The sequence below is a fragment of the Mycobacterium sp. NBC_00419 genome (genome assembly GCF_036023875.1).
Lineage (GTDB): Bacteria > Actinomycetota > Actinomycetes > Mycobacteriales > Mycobacteriaceae > Mycobacterium.
Window position 1 is genome coordinate 4,072,125 of the sequence record NZ_CP107931.1, and the last position, 17,726, is coordinate 4,089,850.

At 68.4% G+C, this 17,726-nt stretch carries 20 protein-coding genes; 9 read left to right on the forward strand and 11 right to left on the reverse strand.

The window, feature by feature from the left end:
• Positions 1-17 precede the first annotated feature (17 nt).
• The 4 genes from OG976_RS19405 to OG976_RS19420 are packed head-to-tail and all read right to left on the reverse strand — an operon-like array spanning position 18 to position 3,290.
• Complete coding sequence (locus OG976_RS19405; protein ID WP_328352259.1) at positions 18-1,277, reverse strand: cytochrome P450; 1,260 nt, start codon at positions 1,275-1,277, stop codon at positions 18-20.
• Between the two features lie 13 nt (positions 1,278-1,290).
• On the reverse strand, positions 1,291-2,685 hold the full coding sequence (locus OG976_RS19410; protein WP_328352262.1) for an NAD(P)/FAD-dependent oxidoreductase: 1,395 nt from the start codon (positions 2,683-2,685) through the stop codon (positions 1,291-1,293).
• Positions 2,682-2,897, reverse strand: a complete 216-nt coding sequence (locus OG976_RS19415; protein WP_328352265.1) for a ferredoxin — start codon at positions 2,895-2,897, stop codon at positions 2,682-2,684. Before OG976_RS19415 ends, OG976_RS19410 begins: the two co-directional genes overlap by 4 nt.
• 24 nt (positions 2,898-2,921) lie before the next feature.
• Positions 2,922-3,290, reverse strand: coding sequence for a heme-binding protein (locus OG976_RS19420; protein WP_328352268.1), 369 nt, complete (start codon positions 3,288-3,290; stop codon positions 2,922-2,924).
• Positions 3,291-3,358: 68 nt separating this feature from the next.
• Here OG976_RS19420 and OG976_RS19425 point away from each other — a divergent pair, with 68 nt between their 5' ends.
• Both OG976_RS19425 and OG976_RS19430 read left to right on the forward strand, forming a co-directional pair.
• Positions 3,359-3,625 carry a hypothetical protein gene (locus OG976_RS19425; RefSeq protein WP_328352271.1) on the forward strand — a complete coding sequence of 89 codons (267 nt, stop codon included), beginning with the start codon at positions 3,359-3,361 and terminating at the stop codon, positions 3,623-3,625.
• 17 nt (positions 3,626-3,642) lie between these two features.
• The gene (locus tag OG976_RS19430; RefSeq protein ID WP_328352274.1) at positions 3,643-4,746 is read left to right on the forward strand and encodes an epoxide hydrolase family protein; all 1,104 of its coding nucleotides are present in this window, start codon (positions 3,643-3,645) and stop codon (positions 4,744-4,746) included.
• A gap of 7 nt (positions 4,747-4,753) precedes the next feature.
• On the opposite strand, the gene OG976_RS19435 is transcribed toward OG976_RS19430, so the two are convergent.
• On the reverse strand, positions 4,754-5,008 hold the full coding sequence (locus OG976_RS19435; protein ID WP_328352277.1) for a hypothetical protein: 255 nt from the start codon (positions 5,006-5,008) through the stop codon (positions 4,754-4,756).
• On the reverse strand, positions 5,005-5,652 hold the full coding sequence (locus OG976_RS19440) for a TetR/AcrR family transcriptional regulator (RefSeq protein WP_328352280.1): 648 nt from the start codon (positions 5,650-5,652) through the stop codon (positions 5,005-5,007). Before OG976_RS19440 ends, OG976_RS19435 begins: the two co-directional genes overlap by 4 nt.
• Before the next feature lie 99 nt (positions 5,653-5,751).
• Here OG976_RS19440 and OG976_RS19445 point away from each other — a divergent pair, with 99 nt between their 5' ends.
• Both OG976_RS19445 and OG976_RS19450 read left to right on the forward strand, forming a co-directional pair.
• Entirely contained in the window at positions 5,752-7,026 is a 1,275-nt protein-coding gene (locus OG976_RS19445; protein WP_328352283.1) for a nucleotide disphospho-sugar-binding domain-containing protein, read from the forward strand.
• Between the two features lie 33 nt (positions 7,027-7,059).
• On the forward strand, positions 7,060-7,506 hold the full coding sequence (locus OG976_RS19450) for an ester cyclase (protein WP_328352286.1): 447 nt from the start codon (positions 7,060-7,062) through the stop codon (positions 7,504-7,506).
• Here the strand turns inward: OG976_RS19450 and amaB are convergent.
• The gene (gene amaB, locus OG976_RS19455; protein ID WP_328352289.1) at positions 7,503-9,092 is read right to left on the reverse strand and encodes an L-piperidine-6-carboxylate dehydrogenase; all 1,590 of its coding nucleotides are present in this window, start codon (positions 9,090-9,092) and stop codon (positions 7,503-7,505) included. The two genes, OG976_RS19450 and amaB, sit on opposite strands and share 4 nt — an antisense overlap.
• The gene (gene hglS / locus OG976_RS19460) at positions 9,089-10,333 is read right to left on the reverse strand and encodes a 2-oxoadipate dioxygenase/decarboxylase (RefSeq protein ID WP_328352292.1); all 1,245 of its coding nucleotides are present in this window, start codon (positions 10,331-10,333) and stop codon (positions 9,089-9,091) included. Before hglS ends, amaB begins: the two co-directional genes overlap by 4 nt.
• A 30-nt stretch (positions 10,334-10,363) precedes the next feature.
• Here hglS and OG976_RS19465 point away from each other — a divergent pair, with 30 nt between their 5' ends.
• The 3 genes from OG976_RS19465 to OG976_RS19475 all read left to right on the forward strand — a co-directional run bounded on the left by OG976_RS19465 (position 10,364) and on the right by OG976_RS19475 (position 13,042).
• Positions 10,364-10,837, forward strand: a complete 474-nt coding sequence (locus OG976_RS19465; protein ID WP_328352295.1) for an Lrp/AsnC family transcriptional regulator — start codon at positions 10,364-10,366, stop codon at positions 10,835-10,837.
• 192 nt (positions 10,838-11,029) lie between these two features.
• A complete protein-coding gene (gene lat, locus OG976_RS19470; RefSeq protein ID WP_328363777.1) occupies positions 11,030-12,355 on the forward strand; it encodes an L-lysine 6-transaminase in 1,326 nt (441 codons plus the stop codon).
• 9 nt (positions 12,356-12,364) lie between these two features.
• Entirely contained in the window at positions 12,365-13,042 is a 678-nt protein-coding gene (locus tag OG976_RS19475) for a sensor domain-containing protein (RefSeq protein WP_328352298.1), read from the forward strand.
• On the opposite strand, the gene OG976_RS19480 is transcribed toward OG976_RS19475, so the two are convergent.
• Positions 12,987-15,731 carry a molybdopterin-dependent oxidoreductase gene (locus tag OG976_RS19480; protein WP_328352301.1) on the reverse strand — a complete coding sequence of 915 codons (2,745 nt, stop codon included), beginning with the start codon at positions 15,729-15,731 and terminating at the stop codon, positions 12,987-12,989. The genes OG976_RS19475 and OG976_RS19480 overlap by 56 nt on opposite strands.
• A complete protein-coding gene (locus OG976_RS19485; protein ID WP_328352304.1) occupies positions 15,728-16,561 on the reverse strand; it encodes an FAD binding domain-containing protein in 834 nt (277 codons plus the stop codon). The genes OG976_RS19480 and OG976_RS19485 overlap by 4 nt, the downstream gene beginning before the upstream one ends.
• Positions 16,562-16,688: 127 nt before the next feature.
• Here OG976_RS19485 and OG976_RS19490 point away from each other — a divergent pair, with 127 nt between their 5' ends.
• The gene (locus OG976_RS19490; protein ID WP_328352307.1) at positions 16,689-17,114 is read left to right on the forward strand and encodes an SRPBCC family protein; all 426 of its coding nucleotides are present in this window, start codon (positions 16,689-16,691) and stop codon (positions 17,112-17,114) included.
• Positions 17,111-17,431 carry an ArsR/SmtB family transcription factor gene (locus OG976_RS19495; protein WP_328352310.1) on the forward strand — a complete coding sequence of 107 codons (321 nt, stop codon included), beginning with the start codon at positions 17,111-17,113 and terminating at the stop codon, positions 17,429-17,431. Before OG976_RS19490 ends, OG976_RS19495 begins: the two co-directional genes overlap by 4 nt.
• A 47-nt stretch (positions 17,432-17,478) precedes the next feature.
• On the opposite strand, the gene mbp1 is transcribed toward OG976_RS19495, so the two are convergent.
• Positions 17,479-17,721, reverse strand: a complete 243-nt coding sequence (gene mbp1 / locus OG976_RS19500; RefSeq protein WP_328352313.1) for a microaggregate-binding protein 1 — start codon at positions 17,719-17,721, stop codon at positions 17,479-17,481.
• Positions 17,722-17,726 lie beyond the last annotated feature (5 nt).

The window sequence follows — 17,726 nt, forward strand, 5'->3', positions numbered from 1 at the left end:
GTGGCACCGACAACAACTCAGTCGATCGACGCGAAGTCCACCCAGAGATGCCGAGGCCCGCGGAACACCTGGTTCTGGCGGTACGGCGGCGGATCGACGACCAACCGCGGCGAACGCACCCGGCGCAGGAAGATCTCCAGCGCGATGTTGATCTCCAGCCTGGCGAGCGGGCCGCCGAAGCAGGTGTGGATGCCGCTGCCGAATCCGAGGTGCTCGTTGTCCTGGCGTAGGGGGTCGAACCGGTCGGGGTTCTCGAACTTGCGGGGATCCCGATTGGCGGCTGCCCAGACCAGGAACACCGCCGAACCGGCCGGAATCCGCGTGCCACCGATCTCGATGTCGGCGGTGGCCCAGCGGCTGGGGAAGAACTGCACCGCCCCCTGCAGGCGCTGCACCTCCTCGATGGTGCGCGGCACCAGGTCGGGATTGTCGCGCACCAGGTCCCACGAACCCTGGTTGCGCAGCAGTGTCATCACGCAGTTGGTGATGGTGTTGACCGTCGAATCGTGGCCGGCCACCAGCAGCAGCAGCGCGTTGGATTCGGCGGCTTCCTTCGAGACCGGGCCGTCGGGACCGTCGTCGTGCAGCGCCGCCGACAGCATGCCCGGTGCCGGTTCGCGGCTCAGCTGCTCGACGAGATCGTGGACGTAGGAACCCAGTTCCATCATGCTCGTCGCAGCCTTGGTGGCTGCCGCCTTGCCCTCCTCGGTGTGCGCCTCGGGACCCACGTCGGCGCCCTGCATGAAGTCGGTCACCCAGCCGTGGAACTTGGGTTCGTCGGCCATCGGTGCGCCCAGCACCCGGAAGATCACCGACACCGGGATCGGATAGGAGAAGTCCTCGACCACATCCAGGCGGGTGCCGCCACGTGCCTTGACCTTGTCCAGCAGATCTCCTGCCAGGTCGGCGACCATCCCCGCCATGCTGGGGATGAGGTCGGGGGAGTGCGGCGGGCCGAAGTGCCGCATGAACTGCCTGCGCATCCGGTCATGGTCGGGCGGGTCGGAGACCAGCATGCTCGACTCCCGCGCCTGGGCGGACTCGGCGGGTTCGAGGTGGGTCTGCTTCTCGCCGAACAGACCTGACGGGCTGCGGCTGATATCGGAGCTGATGCGCGGATCATGCGACAGCGCAACCGCTTCCGGGTAGCCGGTCACCACGTAGGTTTTCTCCGACACCTTGGCCACCGGCGTCTTGCGCAGTTCCTCGAAGTAGGGGTAGGGGTTCGGGCGGTTCTCGAACTTCATCGCCTCGGCCCAGGCGGTTGCGGCATCCATGACGTGAGTCTCCTTAAGCCCGCGGCCGGAACTCGGCGCTGCGGTCGGTCGGGTCATGTCCGGTGAGCACTACGTCCGGATTGCCGGCGGGTTCGCGCGGATCGGGGAAGCGGGCCGGCATCACCTCGGCGTCCACCGGCCGGTCGTAGCCCGGTGGCGGGGGAGGGAAGGGTGCCGACTTCTCGATCAGCGAGGCGTAGTGCGGCAGCCACTTACCGTGGTTGAACGTCACTGCGCCGACGATGCGTCCGCGCTTGCCGTAGGCCGCTGCGAAGCGACGCTGCGATGGCGACCCCTGGGTGAAGACGATCTCGTCGCCGAACGAACACACCCCGACGCTTTTGATGTTCACCCCGAACTGCCCCGACCAGAACGAGGGCAGCGGCAGGTGTGGCCGCCGGCCCACCTCGAGGTGGATCATGTTGTTGGCGGCCACCTCGGCGCCGAAAACCGCGTTGTCCCAATGCTCCTGGGACATGAACTCGTAGTCGTAGAGGACGTGCGGCGCGCGTGCGACGTCGCCGGCGACGAAGATGTGGTCGGTCACCACACCATTGATGTCGAAGGCCCGGCAGCCGGCGTCACAGGCCAGCCCCCACTGGCCGGCGGCAAGGCCGGCGCCGTCGAGCCACTCCACGTTGCGGATCGAGCCCAGCGAGGCGACCACTACGTCGACGTCGAGCACCGTGCCGTCGGACAATTGTGCCTGGCGCACCTGTCCGGTGCTGTCGCCCGAAAGCCCCTGGACGGCCACGCCGGTGCGCAGGTCCACCCCGGCGTCGCGCATCATCCCCGCGGCGATCTCACTGATCACGCCGCCGAGGGCGCCCATCAGCGGGCCCTTGCCCCGTTCGGCGACCGTGACGGGCAGGTCGAGATCGCGACATACCGAGGCGATCTCCGAGCCGACGAAGCCCGAGCCCACGATCAGCACCCGCTTGGGGCGGGCCTTGAGTGCGGCGGCCAGCGCGGTGGCGTCCTCCACGGTGCGCACGGTGAAGACGCCCTGCAGGGCGCCTTCCTCCGGGTTGGGCCAGGGCCGCGCCCGGGTGCCGGTGGCGATCAAAAGCCGGTCGTACTCGACATCTTGGCCGTTGGCCAGCTTCACCACATGGTTGAACCGGTCGAGGCCGATCGCGGCCACCCCGAGCTTCCAGTCGGCGTCCACCCGGCGAAGCCGTGGCAGCTTGGTGTGGTCGGCGGGCACCCACCCCTTGAGGACCTGCTTGGACAGCGGCGGACGATCGTAGGGTTCGTGCGGCTCGTCGCCGATGATGGTCAGCGAGCCTTCGAACCCTTTCTCCCGCAACGCTTCCGCCGCGCGCAGCCCGGCCAGTGAGGCGCCCACGATGGCGATTCGGCCTTCGGCCCGGAACTGTTCGACCACCCGGTCGAGCTGGTAGGTCACAGCGTGTCCCGATCGGCGGGCGGGTCGATCTCGACGATGATCGCCTGCACCGGGCACGACGCCGCGGCACGCAACACGTGCTGCCGTTGGGACTCGTCGGGGTTCGGGTCGTAGGCCAGCGCCTCTTCACCGACGAGTTCAAGCACCTCTGGAGCCAGCGGCACGCACTGCGCATACCCCTGGCACTTGTTCAGATCGACGACCAAGCGCATGAGCGCCGAGACTAATGCGCCCGATCAGAGGACGCCGGCGATCTCGGCTTTCAGCGGAATACCGCAGCGGGCCCGCAGATCCTTGCCGGGCTGCCGGATCGCCTCGATCTCGTCGTGCACCTGGGGGTTGGCGGCCAGGTAGTCCTTGGTCTGCTGCTTGGCATCGGACTTGCTCAAACCCTGCAGGCCAGTGAGGAAGTCGTTGACATCGGGATGAGTGAACAGATACGTCGTCATCGACGCGGACACCCCGGTCATCACCGCGGTCACGTCGGCCGCCGTGCAATTCGGTGGGGTATCGGCGGCGGCGACGCCGGCCGCACCGAGCAGCACACCGCCGGTGCTCAGAACCACCGCGACGGCGCGGCCAAGCGAACGAGTTGCAGACTTCATGCGGCTCCTAAATCCCGAATATCCGGCTTGTCCAGAGTTTAGCCACGCGAACTGGGTACCATTCGCTCATGCCACGGATTGGTCAGTTCTTACTTCTTCCCGCCGCCGGGATCGGCGTCGCGGCCGCGATACTCGCCGCACCCGTCGCCACCGCCGACACCACGATTGCTCCGCCGACGCTGCCGCAGTGTGTCAACGTCGAGGGCAGCGCGATCAGCGGCGGGCAGACCACGGAGTGCGCAACGCCAGGCAACACCGAGATCAATGCGACACCACAGCAGTTCCCTGGTGAAGAAGAAGGGTTCTACGGTTTCCCTGCGTTCGGCTTCTTCTGAGCCGGCACGCACACCCGATGACAGAGATTCGTCCGTATCGCATCGCAGTTCCCGACGACGTCCTGACTGATCTTTGCGACCGTCTGGCGCGGACCCGATGGCCCGAGCGGGAGTGCGTCGACGACTGGAGCCAGGGCATCCCGCTGGACTACACCCGCGAGTTGGCCACCTACTGGGCGCAGGAATACGACTGGCGAGCCCGCGAGGCCGCGCTCAACCGGTTCGACCACTTCCTCACCGAAATCGACGGACTGGACATCCATTTCATCCACCAGCGCAGTGCGAATCCCGATGCGCTGCCGCTGATCATCACCCACGGCTGGCCGGGCTCGATCGTCGAATTCCACAAGGTGATCGAGCCGCTGTCCGAGGATTTCCACGTGGTGTGCCCGTCGCTGCCCGGTTATGGCTTCTCCGGCAAGCCGTCCCGCACGGGATGGTCGGTGGAGAAGATCGCCTCCGCGTGGGCGACGCTGATGGCCCGGCTCGGCTACGACCGCTTCGGCGCCCAGGGTGGTGACTGGGGCTCGGCCATCACCGAGCAGATCGGCCGAAACGGCCAGGGCTGCATCGGGATTCACATCAACATGCCGCTCGGATTCCCCAGCGGTGACAGCGGGGGAGATCCAACCCCGGCTGAGGCCGCCGCCTATGCCCGTATGACCGAGCACGTGCGTTGGGGCACAGGGTATTCCGAGGAGCAAGCCACCCGGCCGCAGACACTGGGCTACGGCCTGACCGACTCCCCGGTGGGACAGCTGGCGTGGATCGTGGAGAAGTTCTGGGCCTGGACCGACTGCGACGGCCATCCCGAGAACGTCCTGACCCGTGACGAGATGCTCGACAACGTGATGCTGTACTGGGCCACCGCCTCGGCGACGTCCTCGGCACGGTTGTACTGGCAGAGCTTCAAGAACCTCATCGACGGTGGCCCGGTGGAGGTGCCGACCGGGGTGGCGGCGTTCCCCAAGGAGATCGTGCCCAGCCCGCGTAACTGGTGCGAGTCGCGCTACAACATCACGCACTGGACCGACATGCCGCGCGGCGGGCACTTCGCCGCCTTCGAGCAGCCCGAACTGTTCACCGAGGACGTGCGGGCGTTCTTCGCGACGCTCCGCTGAGGCGCTGTCAGTCCGGTTCGACGAGTTCGAATTCCTGCTCGAAGCGGACGTGGGCCAGGCCGTTGCGGGCCAGCCGGCCCGACGGCAGCGCCGGATGCTCTAGCCAGACCGAGACGCCCGGTGAGTCGCCGTCGTCGCGGCGCATGATGCGCGCAATCCTGGCCGGGTAGACGAACCCGGTCTCGGGGTCGTGACAGCTGAGGAATCGGCCGACGTGGTCCTCGGTGAGATCGTCGGCCTTGATCCGGGTGCTGGAACTCATGCGCGTACCGCCTCGCTCAGCGCGTCGGGAATGCCGGGGACCCGCGCGATCGCGTCGAGCAGGACGTGGGCACAGGAGTCGGCCAGCCGGTCGGCGTCCACCGACGGGTCCAGGATGCTCTGGCGGCACAGTTCGAACGTGAAGGCCAGCCAGCCGTAGACGATGACCCGGAGGTCGCGTTCCACCTTGGAGTCCAGATCGCCGGAGACGACGTCGGTGACGGCGGCCATGATCCGCTGCATCTGCCGCTCGTTGTCGATGTCGTCGATGCCGCGCAGCACGGGGTCTGTGCGGCCCATTCCGATGTAGGCCGCCCAGGCGCCGTGCGGGTGTTCGACGTCGTAGCGCATGTAGGCCAGCACGCCGGCGCGCAGCCGGTCGAAGAGGCTGTGCCCGTCGTCGGCCGGGGTGCTGGTGGCTTCGAAGAGCCGCTCGCTCTCGGCACGCACGACGGCGGCGAAGAACGCGCGCTTGTCGGGGAAGTAGTGGTACATCAGGGCCCGCGATACGCCCGCCCGTTCGGCGATCTCGTCGATGCGGACCTCGTCGTAGGGGCGTTGCCCGAACACTTCGGCCCCCAGCGTCAACAGCTCGCTGCGCCGGTCGTCGGGCGACAGACGGCGCCGGGCGGGCAGGCTGGACATGCGCCCATACTGACACATGTCCAACAGCTGCTGACGAATCAAGAACGTGTGATGCTCCCCGGCAGCGGAGCGCCGCCATACCTGGTATGGGATAGGTATATGGCCACGATTCTGGCGTACGGCGCACCGGCGCTGGGGCATCTGCTGCCGGTGAGCGCGCTGTTGAGCGAACTCGCCGGCCGTGGTCACGACGTCCATCTGCGCACGTCGGCCGCCGGTGTCGGCACCGGCCAGCGGCTGGGCCTGCACGCCGGGCCCGTCGACCCGCGCATCGAGGCCATCACCAGCCCGGACTGGACCGCGCGCAGTGTCTTCGGGGTGCTGAAGATGACGATCGACGTCCTGTGCCGGCGCGCCGAACTGGAGGTCGACGATCTGGCCCGGGCGATCGCCGAGGTGAAACCCGACGCGCTGATCCTGGATGCCAACTGCTGGGGTGCGATATCGGCTGCCGATGCCGGCGACATCCCATGGGCGGTCTTCACTCCGTTCACGCCGTTCCTGCGGTCGCGGGGGGTGCCGCCGGTGGGCCCGGGTATGCGCCCGTGGTCGGGACCGGTGGGTGTGGTCAGGGACCGCATCCTGCGAGGGGTGGTCTGGCAGGTGATGGACCGCCCGATGCTGCCCCGACTCAACGCGGTGCGGGCCCGGGTGGGTGCACCGCCGGTGCGGTCGGTCGACGAGTTCCTGCGCCGCGCGCCGCTGATGCTGGTGGTCGGGGGAGAGCCGTTCGAGTACCCGCACCCCGACTGGGGCGACCGGGTGCACCTCATCGGTGCCTGCGCGGCCGATACCGACGCCGAGGCGCCGGACTGGCTGACCGAGATCTCCGATCCCATCGTGCTGGTCACCACGTCGTCGATCCGCCAGGCCGACTCCCGCCTCGGCGTGGTCGCCCTGCAAGCGCTGGCCGACGAGCCGGTGCACGTCGTCGCGACCTTCCCGGCCGGGGTGCCCGATGATCTGGTCATTCCGGCCAATGCGACTGTCCGGCAGTATGTTCCACACGGCCCGGTATTGGACCGGGCGGTGTGTGCGGTGACCCACGGTGGGATGGGGGCCACCGTGCGCGCGCTCGACCGCGGCGTTCCGGTGTGTGTGGTGCCGTTCGGGCGGGATCAACCGGAGGTGGCGATGCGCGTCGAGGTGGCCCGCTGCGGAACCCGGTTGCCCGCCGCCAAGCTCAACCCGAAACGGTTGCGGGCCAAGGTGTCCGAAGCGATGACGATGACCGACGGTGCACAGCGGGTGGCCGACGGCTTCGCCGCCACTGGCGGTGTGCAGCGCGGCGCCGACCTCGTCGAGCAGCAGGTGCTGTCCCCACTGTCCCCTCCATACGCCCAAACCAACGTTTCGCAGCGGAAGTTCGAGTAGACCTGTACAGAACGTCGATCTGGAAGGCCGGTCATGCTCACCGACGAACTACGCAGGCGCCGGCTCGATACCATCAGGGAACACATGGACACCGAGGTGTCCAAGGAGTTCGACCGGACCCTGGCGACGTTCAACGGCCATCCGCGCTACGAGATCGTCCCGACCGGGCAGGTTTTCGACGGCGACGACGAGGTGATGACCTATTACCTGACCACGCGCACCGCGTTTCCCGACCAGCGGCATGAGAACGCGGTATTCCACCTCGCCGACGACGCGGTGATCGTCGAATTCGACCTGCTGGGAACCAACCTCGGCGAGTTCTACGGATTGCCGCCGACCGGCAAGGCCTTCCGGGTACCGGTCATCGCGGTCTTCTCCTTTGAGGGCGACCGCATCACCAACGAGCGGATCTACTTCGACGCCGCGACGCTGGTGAACCAGATCGGGCGTGGCGAACTGCTCAGCCTGCTGGGCTCCTAGCCGAAGTGCACACCCTGGGCCAGCGGTAGTTCCGAGGAGTAGTTGACGGTGTTGGTCGCCCGCCGCATGTAGGCCTTCCAGGAATCCGACCCCGACTCGCGGCCGCCGCCGGTCTGCTTTTCGCCGCCGAAGGCCCCGCCGATCTCGGCACCCGAGGTGCCGATGTTGACGTTGGCGATGCCGCAGTCCGAGCCGTCGGCGGCCAGGAAGCGCTCCGCCTCGCGGACGTCGGTGGTGAAGATGGCCGACGAAAGACCTTGGGGGACGGCGTTGTTCAAAGCGATGGCCTCGTCGAGGGTGTCGTAGGTCAGCACATACAGGATCGGTGCGAACGTCTCGTTGTGCACGATCTGGGTCTGGGCGGGCATCCGCACCACCGCTGGCGCCACGTAGAAGGCGTCCTCGCCCTCGTCGCCGCCGATGTGGTGGCGCTCGCCACCGATCACCTCACCGCCGTCGGCGCGGGCCTGCTCCAGCGCGCCGACCATGTCGCGGTAAGCGGTTTCGTGGATCAGCGGGCCGATCAGGGTGCCCTCAGCCGAGGGGTCACCGATCGGCAGGCTGCGGTAGGCCGCCGCGATCCGGCCGACCAGCTCGTCGGCCACCGACGAGTGCACGATCAGCCGGCGCAGTGTGGTGCAGCGCTGGCCCGCCGTGCCTGCGGCGGAGAACACGATGCCGCGGACCGCGAGATCCAGGTCGGCGCTGGGGGTTACGACGGCAGCGTTGTTGCCGCCGAGCTCCAGCAGCGCCCGCCCGAATCGCTCGGCGACGCGCGGACCGACCTGACGGCCCATCCGGACCGAACCGGTGGCCGACACCAGCGCCACCCGCGGATCGTCGACCAGTAGTTCGCCGACCTCGCGGCCGCCCTGCACCAGCCGGCTCACCGAGGCCGGTGCGCCCACGTCGGCGGCGGCCCGCTCGATCAGCGCCTGGCAGGCGAGCGCCGTCAGCGGGGTCAGCTCGGAGGGCTTCCACACCACGGTGTCCCCGCACACCAGTGCCACGGCCGCGTTCCACGCCCACACCGCCACCGGGAAGTTGAAGGCCGTGATGACACCGACCACGCCCAGCGGATGCCAGGTCTCCATCAGCCGGTGGCCGGGCCGCTCGGAGGCGATGGTGCGACCATAGAGCTGCCGGGACAAGCCGACGGCGAACTCGCAGATGTCGATCATCTCCTGGACCTCGCCGAGGGCCTCGGAGGTGATCTTGCCGGCCTCGATGGTCACCAGGGTGGCCAGCTCCGCCTTGTGTTCGCGCAGCAGCTCACCCAGGCGCGCGACCAGCTGGCCGCGCACCGGGCCCGGCGTGGTGCGCCACGTCGAAAATGCCTGCGCCGCATCAGAGATGGCGAGCTCGGCATCGGCAGCGGTGGCTTCGGTGACGGTGAACAGCACGTCACCGGTCAGGGGAGTGCCGGCGGGCAGGAGCGAAGCGACCGGGGGATCGGATTGGGCCTGTAGGCCGTGGGCGCCGGGCTCACCCAGCGCGACGTGGGCACCGATGGCGTCGAAGGCGCGGCGGACCCGGTCCTGCAGTTCGGAGCGGGTGGGCAGTGCGGTGGCGGTGGTCGTGCTCATGCTGGCGGCTCCTGGGCTGTCGCGTCGTACAGGTCGTAGGGATCGAGAATGTGATGGCCGATGGCCTCGGCCATCCAGTCGAGGGTGTAGCCGGATCGGTCGACGACGGCCGCGGCTTCGGTATCGGCGTCGAGGTTGGACCGGAAGATTCCGGCCGCCGAGGCGGGCAGGAAGTCCTCGTAGACCACCGGGTACGACGGGTCGCCCCGGTGGTAGTACGCCAAGCCCTGCGACGCCATCTCGGCATCGTTGTCCGGGAAGTAGTCACCCCACACCGCGGCCGGTTCGGGTGCCGCCATGGCGGCGTCGAAGCGTTCGCGTCCCTTGCGGGTCAGCGCCACCCCGCGCGCTTCGACCTCACCGAAGCGCACCCGCAGCGTGCCTTCGGAGACCGTGCCGTCGGCCTCGCGGAACTGGCGCGGCTCGGCAAGCGCGCGAAACGACGTCTGGCGCAACAGGACATCGGGTCCGTTCCAGCGCGGCGGTCCCTGGATGGCGTCGATCATCGAGATCCCGCGGTCGGTCATCCGGCGGTAGAGATCGTCGATGTCCAGCACGCGTGGTGTCAGATGGTTGATGTGGGTGGTGCTTACCCCGGCGATGTCGGCGGCGACCGCCGAGACCTCGGTCAGCTCGCCGTACCAGGCCCGGTCGACGGGCTCGGCGGACAACGCGAACGAGGCCACCGCGCGGGCGACGAACTCCTCATCGGCGCCTGCGGCGCAACCGCCGTCGGCCGCGATCCGGTGTGCCTGGGTGATGAGGTCGGGATCGAACAGTTGACGTTCACCGAGGAACCGCTCGACGCGAGACCGCAGGTCGTCGTCGAAGAACCGGGCGTCGCGGGTGGCCAGCATCGAGGTGAACACCCGAAACGGGTTGTGAGCCAATTCCTTCGAGTCGATCGGGCGGAAGACCGTGGACACCACCGGAACCGGCGAGGCGGCGTCGCGCAGGTCGTAGAAGCCGACCGGGTGCATTCCGAACGCGGCGAACAGATCTGCGACGTCGGCCAACTCGGCTGGGCTGCCGACGCGGATGGCGCCGTGCCGTTCGGCGGTCACGCGCTGCAGTGACCCGAGCCGCTCGGCTTCGGGATGGGCGGCCACAAAGTCACGGTTCACGGCCTCGCTGACCTCGACCAGCGTGGTGTAGGCGGGCACCTCGGCGCCGTACATCGCCGAGAGTGCGGCGGCGAAACGGGCGCGCAGCTGCCAGGTGGGGATCGCGGGTGTGCTCATCCGGTGGCCCCGGTCCGATAGTCTGCGGCCATGGCGGACACCGCGGAGCCGGCCCACGAGCTCGACGAGATCGACCGCACGCTGGTGCGTGAACTCGTCGCCGACGGCCGCGCAACGCTGGCGCACCTGGCCACGACGACAGGCTTGTCAGTGTCTGCGGTCCAGTCGAGGGTGCGGCGCCTGGAGGCGCGCGGGGTGGTGACCGGGTACAGCGCCCGCGTCGACCCCGAGGCGTTCGGGCACATGCTGTCGGCGTTCGTCGCCATCACCCCTTTGGATCCGTCTCAACCTGATGATGCGCCTTCTCGCCTGGAACACATTGCCGAAATCGAGGCGTGTTACTCGGTGGCCGGCGAGGAGAGCTACGTCCTGTTCGTGCGCGTCGAGTCGCCGCGGGACTTGGAAACGCTGCTGCAGCAGATCCGCACCGCCGCGAACGTGCGCACTCGAAGCACGATCATTCTAAACACATTTTACAGCGATCGCGTATTTCTGCCGGAATAGTTCCGGTCTAGAGCCTCTGTGGCCTGCTTTCTTACTGTACGGTCCATACCTGGCGCCAGCCGCCGCCTCCCGGGCTGCTGCATGCCGGCCACCGATCGGCCGCATAGGAAAAAATGCGCTTGACATGATAGAAAAGCGTAAAAATTACGATAGGATCGCCTAATGACGGAACTCTTGTCGCGTGACGACGCCATGGCACCCGCTTCTCCCGCCCCCGCCGTCGAACCGGGGAACGTGCACGCGGTGTTGGCGCGCAGCATCCTGGCCGACGGCCTGGACCTGGTGCTCGACCTCGATCGTTCGCGGGGCGCGCACCTGGTCGACGCCCGTGATGGCAGGCGCTACCTGGACATGTTCACGTTCTTCGCCTCCTCGGCGCTGGGCATGAACCATCCGGCACTGGCCGACGACGAGCGGTTCCGCGCCGAACTCCTCCAGGCTGCGATCAACAAGCCGTCGAACTCCGACGTCTACACCGTGCCGATGGCCCGCTTCGTCGAGACCTTCGCCCGCGTACTCGGCGACCCGGCGCTGCCGCATCTGTTCTTCGTCGACGGCGGCGCGCTGGCCGTGGAGAACGCACTCAAGGTCGCGTTCGACTGGAAGAGCCGATACAACGAGGCCCACGGCATCGACCCGGCCCTTGGCACCCGCGTGCTGCATCTGACCGGCGCGTTCCACGGCCGCAGCGGCTACACCCTGTCGTTGACCAACACCGACCCCAACAAGGTGGCCCGCTTCCCGAAGTTCGACTGGCCCCGCATCGACGCACCCTTCATCCGTCCCGGCGCCGACATGGACGCAATCGAGGCCGAGTCGGTGCGGCAGGCCCGAGCGGCCTTCGAAGCCCACCCGCACGACGTCGCCTGCTTCCTGGCCGAACCCATCCAGGGCGAGGGCGGCGACCGGCAGTTCCGTCCGCAGTTCTTCGCCGCGATGCGCGAACTGTGCGACGAGTTCGACGCGCTGATGATCGCCGACGAGGTGCAGACCGGCTGCGGAATCACCGGCACCGCATGGGCTTACCAGCAGCTCGGGTTCACCCCCGACGTGGTGGCGTTCGGCAAGAAGACTCAGGTGTGCGGGGTGATGGCGGGCAGGCGTGTCGACGAGGTCGCCGACAACGTGTTCGCGGTCAGCTCACGGATCAACTCGACCTGGGGCGGCAACCTGGTCGACATGGTGCGTTCGCGGCGGATCCTCGAGGTGATCGAGGCCGACGGCCTGCTGGCGCACGCCGCGCGGATGGGTGCCCATCTGGCGGCGTCGCTAGACGGGCTGGCGCGCGAGTTCCCCGGTGTGGTGCGCGACGTGCGGGGACGCGGCCTGATGTGCGCGTTCAGCCTGCCGACCACCGAAGCGCGTGACGCCCTGCTGGGCGCGCTGTGGGAGCGGGGCGTGATCATGCTGGGCAGCGGCCCGGACAGTGTCCGCTTCCGGCCCGCCCTCACCGTCACGCCCGCGGAACTCGACCGTGCCGTGGCGACGGTCCGAGAGGTCCTGGCCGCCGCGGTCTAGCATTCGGGTATGCGGCTGCCGGTGGCATATGTGGGATTGTCGGCGGTGCTGCTCGCCGGGTGTGCGCATACCGTCGCAGGCAGCGCGGTGTCCAACCCCGCCCAGGCCATCCAGCCGTTGCGCGCCGATGACACCGATCAGGTGATGATCAGTCCGGCGCAACTGCGCGACATGGTCGGGGTCAAACTGCAGACCGACGCCGACCAGGCCAGGCCCATCCCCGGTTCCTCGGCCGTGCCGGCCTGCTCGGCGCTGGACGCTGCGGGCATGGCCGCCTTCCTCGGCGACCGCTGGTCGGGGTTTCACGTCATGCTGTTCACCGACGGTGACAAACATGACCACGTGGTGGCCGAAGCGGTGGCCGTCTATCCCGATGCAGGCTCGGCCGCAACGCAATTCACTACCGGGACCAAGAGTGCCAAGGCCTGCGACGGTCAGCGGGCGATGAGCCTCGGCGGTGATGCGGCCTGGAAGTTCACCGTTCCCGAGATCAACTCCGACACCGTGCGCTGGAGCAAGTCGCAGCTGGCCATCCCGTTCGACTGGACCTGCTTCGGTGAGGCCCGCCTGCGTAACAACGTGATCGTGCAGGCGATGGCCTGTCAGGGCGACGACACCGGCCAGACGACGGTCACCAGGATGACCGACCGGATGTCGGCGACGGTGTGGGAGCTGTCGGGACGTTGAGGGCGCGCCAGACCCGGGCCGGGGTCATGGGCAGGCTGCGCATCCGCGCCCCGCACGCGTCGGCGATGGCATTGGCCAACGCCGGGGCCACCGGGTTGTACGGTGACTCGCTCATCGACTTCGCACCCAGTGGGCCGAGCTCGTCGACGGTGTCGGCGAAGTACACCTCGGTCACCGGCAGATCGGCTACTTGCGGAATGTGGTAGTTGCGCAACGCATCCGTGGTGACTGCTCCGTCCGGACCGACGCGCATCTCCTCGAACAAGGCCGAGCCGATGGCCTGCGCCGCGCCGCCTTCCACCTGCCCGCGGCACTGTTCGGGATTGATCACCACACCGGCATCGGCGGTCTGGATGGACTGCAGGATCCGGACCTGTCCGGTGTCGACGTTCACGGCGACCCGGAAGGCGTGCACGTTGAACGCCACCGAACGCGGCGAGCCGTCGTGCTGTCCGCTCGCGCGTAGTGGCTCCGTGAGCAGATCGGCGAAGTCGACGAATCGCCCGCCGCACTGAACACCGTTGGGGCCCAACGTACAGTCCGCGATCGGCGCCCCGCTGATGTCGGCGGCGGCCGCGACGATCAGCTCACTCAGCCGACGGCAGGCCCCTAGTACGGCGGTGCCGGCCACCACGGTGCCCGCCGACCCGAACGCTCCGGTGTCGTAGCCGGTGGTGTCGGTGTCGGACTGCCGCAGTTCGATACGGTCGGCGGTGGTGGCCAGCGCGGTCGCGGCAAGCTGGGTGTGCACAGTCGAGGTGCCGTTGCCGAACTCGGCGGTCCCGACCGAAACCGTATAGCGGCCTTCGGGATTGAGTTCCACGGTGGCTTCGGCCCGGTGGCCGCGTGGCGGGATGGTCGCGATCATCGCCACGGCCATGCCCTCACCGACGCGCCACTGCTCACCGGACGGTGGCTCGACGCCGTTGCCGCGGCGTAGTGCGGACTGCGCAAGGTCCAGGCACTGATCCAGCCCATAGCTGCCGAACGTCAGGTCGTCGGAGACCACGTGCCAGTCGACGAAGTCGTCACCCGGGACGACGACGTTGCGGCGGCGCAGATCGAACGGGTCGATGCGGAGCCGGCCGGCCAGTTCGTCGAGTGCGCTCTCGACGGCGAAGATCACCTGGCCGAGTCCGTAGCCGCGGAATGCCCCCGACGGCAGGTGATTGGTGTAGACCGCCACAGCGTCGACCCGCTTGTTGGGACAGCGGTAGACCGACAGTGACTCGCTGCAGCTGTGGAAGAGCACACCGAGGCTGTGGTTACCGTAGGCGCCCGCGTCGGACAGGACGTCGACCGCCAGTGCGGTCAACACACCGTCGGGGCCGGCCGCGGCGGTGACGTCGACCCGGTAGGGGTGCCGGCACGGGGCGACGGTGAACTGGTCGCTGCGGGTGAACTCGTAGCGCACCGGCCTGCCCAGTGCCAGCACGGCGAGCGCGACGATGTCTTCGGTGAGCATCTCCTGTTTGGCGCCGAACCCGCCGCCCACGCGGGCGGCGAACACGTGAACGCCCTCGCGGGGTAGTCCGAAGAGGTGGCACAACTCGTCGCGCACCAGGAACGGAACCTGGGTGCTGCTACGAATCACCAGGCGGCCCTTGTCATCTCGCCAGCCGGTGCAGCCGTGGGTCTCTAGGTGGGTGTGCTGCACGCGGGCGGTGGTGTAGCGGCCGGTCACAACCGCGCCACCCGCGGCGTGCGCGGCGGCGACGGCGGTCTCGACATCGCCGACCTCGCCGTGCACCTCGGCGACGATGTTGCGCCCGCGGTCGGCGATGCGTGCCTCGGGTCCCTTGTCGCCGTGCAGCAGGGGAGCCCCCGGCTTGCGGGCCTGATCCGGATCGAATACCGCGGGCAGCGGTTCGTAGTCGACGACGATTGCCCGGCAGGCACTCTCGGCGATCGCGACGGTGTCGGCGACGACGGCGGCCACCCGCTGGCCGACGAAGCGCACCGTGTCGTCGAGGATGCGGGTGTCGTCGGGGTCGTCTTCGCGCAGTTCGTGGCGGGCGGTGGAGAACCAGATCGGCGGACTGTCGCGGTGGGTGAGCACCAGGCGCACACCGGGGATCGCCTGTGCCGCAGCGGTGTCGATCGACACGATGCGGGCGTGCGGCAGCGGGCTGCCCAGCACCGCCAGGTGCAGCAGCGGCTCATCGGGTTCGAAGTCCATGGTGTAGCGCTCGGTCCCGGTCACTACCCGTACCGCGGCGGGCGGGCTGACCGAACGCCCGACGTCGGCGGACTGCGCGGGCTTCTCGGTGTTGGTCTTACCTGCCAGTGCGTCGGTGATGGAACGGTAACCCGTACAGCGGCACAGGTTCCCCTTCAGCTGTTCGGCAAGGTCATCGCCGTCGGCCAGCGCCGAGGCGGTCACGATCATCCCCGCGGTGCAGAAGCCGCACTGGAATCCACCGGCCTCCACGAAGCGGCGCTGCATCGGGTGCAGGTCCTCCTGAGTGCCCAACCCGGCGACGGTGGTCACCTCGCGGTCACGGGCCCGGAACGCGGGGAAGATGCAGGAGTGGGTGGGCTGGCCGTCGACCAGCACCGAGCATGCCCCGCAGTCGCCGGCGTCGCAGCCCTTCTTCACCTCGAAGTGCCCGTGCTCCCGCAGATAGGTGCGCAGACACTGCCCGGGCCGCGGGGCGTCGGGCTGCCCGACGCCGTTGATGCTGATCATGCGAGGTCCGCCGCAACCTGGCGGGCCAGCAGCAGAGCCATCGCCGCCCGCCAGTCCGGGTCGCCGTGCGCGTCGTCGGTCCAGTGTTCCTCGGGCACAACGGCATGCGCGGCGAGCAGGTCGCCTTCGCTGGGCACGCCGGTGAAGGAGAAGACGTAGGGCCGCACCGTCGCGCCGGTTATCGACACGGCGACGCGCCCGCCGTCGTCAGCGGTGTCCCGCCGGCCGATCACCACGACACCGGAGCGGCCCAGGGTCGACGGCGCGATCTTGCGGTAGGCGGTGCGGGATCGCAGCGCCGCCGCGGGAAGGTGTACCGAGCGAAGGATCTCCCCGGGTGCCAGCCGGTTGGTTGCCGCGCCGGTGACGAAGTCCGTCAACGCCATCCGGTGCTCGGTGCCGTCAGGTCGCCAGATCAGCACAGTGCCGTCGAGTGCGCTGCACAGCGAGATCATCGAGCCGGCAGGAAACGACAGGCAGATGTTGCCACCCACCGTCGCGGTCTTCCACACCTTGAACGACGCCTTCAACGCGCCTGCGCACTGATGGAACAGCGGCGCGGCCCGCCAGTGGGGGTGTTGTGCCGGAAGCCGGGCCGACAGCGCGGCGAGTTGCTCGACGGTACAGGTGGCGGCAATCTCGATCCCGTTGTCGCTCAGCGTGATCGGCTCCCAGCCGAGTGTGGTGATGTCGACCAGCCTGCGCAGGTGCGGCTGAGGCTCCGAGAACAGCCAGGTCCCGCCGGCCAGCACCGCGTCACCGGGACCCAGTGGCCACACGTCGGCACGGCACGTCGGGGAGTCGACGACCTCAACCGTAGGCAGATCCACCTCAAAAAGGTAGACGCCCCAGCGGCTGCACGCATGCGCAAGCGATCCAAATGCAACTGGTGGGTTGCATCAATCGGGGTGGTGTGCAACTCTGGAGTTGCATTAGAGCCGACCATCAGGAGAACTCGTGAGCACACTGGACATCACTCGCACTATCGATATCAACGCACCCGTCGAGAAGGTGTGGCATGCCCTCACACAACCGGAGCTCATTGCCGAATGGTTCGGCGACACAGCCGAATTCGTTGCCGAGGCGGGATCGTCGGGTGCGTTCGGGTGGGAAGGGCACGGCAGCTTCCGGGTGGCGGTCGAGCATGTCGAGGAACCCAAGACCCTGGTCTACCGGTGGGCGCGCGATCGTGACGTCGACCCGGTGCCGGGCAATTCCACCCTCGTTCGCTTCGATCTCGCGCCGACCGCAGCCGGCACCCGGCTGACCCTGGTCGAAACCGGCTTCGAGGAACTCGACGATCCGCGCGGCCACCACGACGGCAACTCCGAGGGCTGGACGAAGGAACTCGCCGACCTGGTCGCGTACGTGACCCTCCGATGAGCAGCCAACTCGACGACATCCCGGCCGTGCTGGCGGTCTTGGCCGACGAGACCCGCTGGCAGATTCTCACCGCGCTCGGTAGCGAGGATTTGTCGGCCAGCGCGTTGGCCACCCGGCTTCCCGTCAGCCGGCAGGCGATCGCCAAGCACCTCGCGATCCTGGCGGACAGTGGCCTGGTGGAGGCCCTGCCGGTGGGACGGGAGGTCCGCTACCGCGCACTCGGTGGGCCGCTATCGGCGCTGGGGGCCGAACTCGACCGGCTGGGCCGGGTCTGGGATCGCAGACTGGCTGCCATCAAGCGCATCGCCGAACGTTGACACGCCAAAGGCCCGGCCGAAGCCGGGCCTTTGGATCGTGCGAACTGCTACTGATTGGCCTTCTGGCGCTCCTCGGCAGCCTTGGCGCCGGCACGGGCCGCCTCGGCCTCCGCCTCTTTCTTGGCGGCATCGCGCTGGGCTTCGGCCTTGTCCTGCTGAGCCTCACCCTCGGCGACCAGGTCGTTGCGACCGGTTACCGTACCGACGGCCTCCTTGGCCTTGCCCTTGACGTCCTCGACGATGCCCTTGACGGCTTCGGCCGGTCCGCTGTTCTTGTTGTCGTCAGACATGACTT

Excerpts from the sequence above, each read along its gene's own strand:
- OG976_RS19425 (WP_328352271.1), top strand. The coding sequence starts at position 3,359 with ATGCCACGGATTGGTCAGTTCTTACTTCTTCCCGCCGCCGGGATCGGC.
- OG976_RS19450 (WP_328352286.1), top strand. The coding sequence starts at position 7,060 with ATGCTCACCGACGAACTACGCAGGCGCCGGCTCGATACCATCAGGGAA.
- OG976_RS19420 (WP_328352268.1), bottom strand. The coding sequence starts at position 3,290 with ATGAAGTCTGCAACTCGTTCGCTTGGCCGCGCCGTCGCGGTGGTTCTG.
- mbp1 (WP_328352313.1), bottom strand. The coding sequence starts at position 17,721 with ATGTCTGACGACAACAAGAACAGCGGACCGGCCGAAGCCGTCAAGGGC.
- OG976_RS19495 (WP_328352310.1), top strand. The coding sequence starts at position 17,111 with ATGAGCAGCCAACTCGACGACATCCCGGCCGTGCTGGCGGTCTTGGCC.
- OG976_RS19480 (WP_328352301.1), bottom strand. The coding sequence starts at position 15,731 with ATGATCAGCATCAACGGCGTCGGGCAGCCCGACGCCCCGCGGCCCGGG.
- OG976_RS19430 (WP_328352274.1), top strand. The coding sequence starts at position 3,643 with ATGACAGAGATTCGTCCGTATCGCATCGCAGTTCCCGACGACGTCCTG.
- OG976_RS19405 (WP_328352259.1), bottom strand. The coding sequence starts at position 1,277 with ATGGATGCCGCAACCGCCTGGGCCGAGGCGATGAAGTTCGAGAACCGC.
- lat (WP_328363777.1), top strand. The coding sequence starts at position 11,030 with ATGGCACCCGCTTCTCCCGCCCCCGCCGTCGAACCGGGGAACGTGCAC.
- OG976_RS19465 (WP_328352295.1), top strand. The coding sequence starts at position 10,364 with ATGGCGGACACCGCGGAGCCGGCCCACGAGCTCGACGAGATCGACCGC.
- OG976_RS19445 (WP_328352283.1), top strand. The coding sequence starts at position 5,752 with ATGGCCACGATTCTGGCGTACGGCGCACCGGCGCTGGGGCATCTGCTG.
- hglS (WP_328352292.1), bottom strand. The coding sequence starts at position 10,333 with ATGAGCACACCCGCGATCCCCACCTGGCAGCTGCGCGCCCGTTTCGCC.
- OG976_RS19475 (WP_328352298.1), top strand. The coding sequence starts at position 12,365 with ATGCGGCTGCCGGTGGCATATGTGGGATTGTCGGCGGTGCTGCTCGCC.
- OG976_RS19440 (WP_328352280.1), bottom strand. The coding sequence starts at position 5,652 with ATGTCCAGCCTGCCCGCCCGGCGCCGTCTGTCGCCCGACGACCGGCGC.
- OG976_RS19435 (WP_328352277.1), bottom strand. The coding sequence starts at position 5,008 with ATGAGTTCCAGCACCCGGATCAAGGCCGACGATCTCACCGAGGACCAC.
- amaB (WP_328352289.1), bottom strand. The coding sequence starts at position 9,092 with ATGAGCACGACCACCGCCACCGCACTGCCCACCCGCTCCGAACTGCAG.
- OG976_RS19415 (WP_328352265.1), bottom strand. The coding sequence starts at position 2,897 with ATGCGCTTGGTCGTCGATCTGAACAAGTGCCAGGGGTATGCGCAGTGC.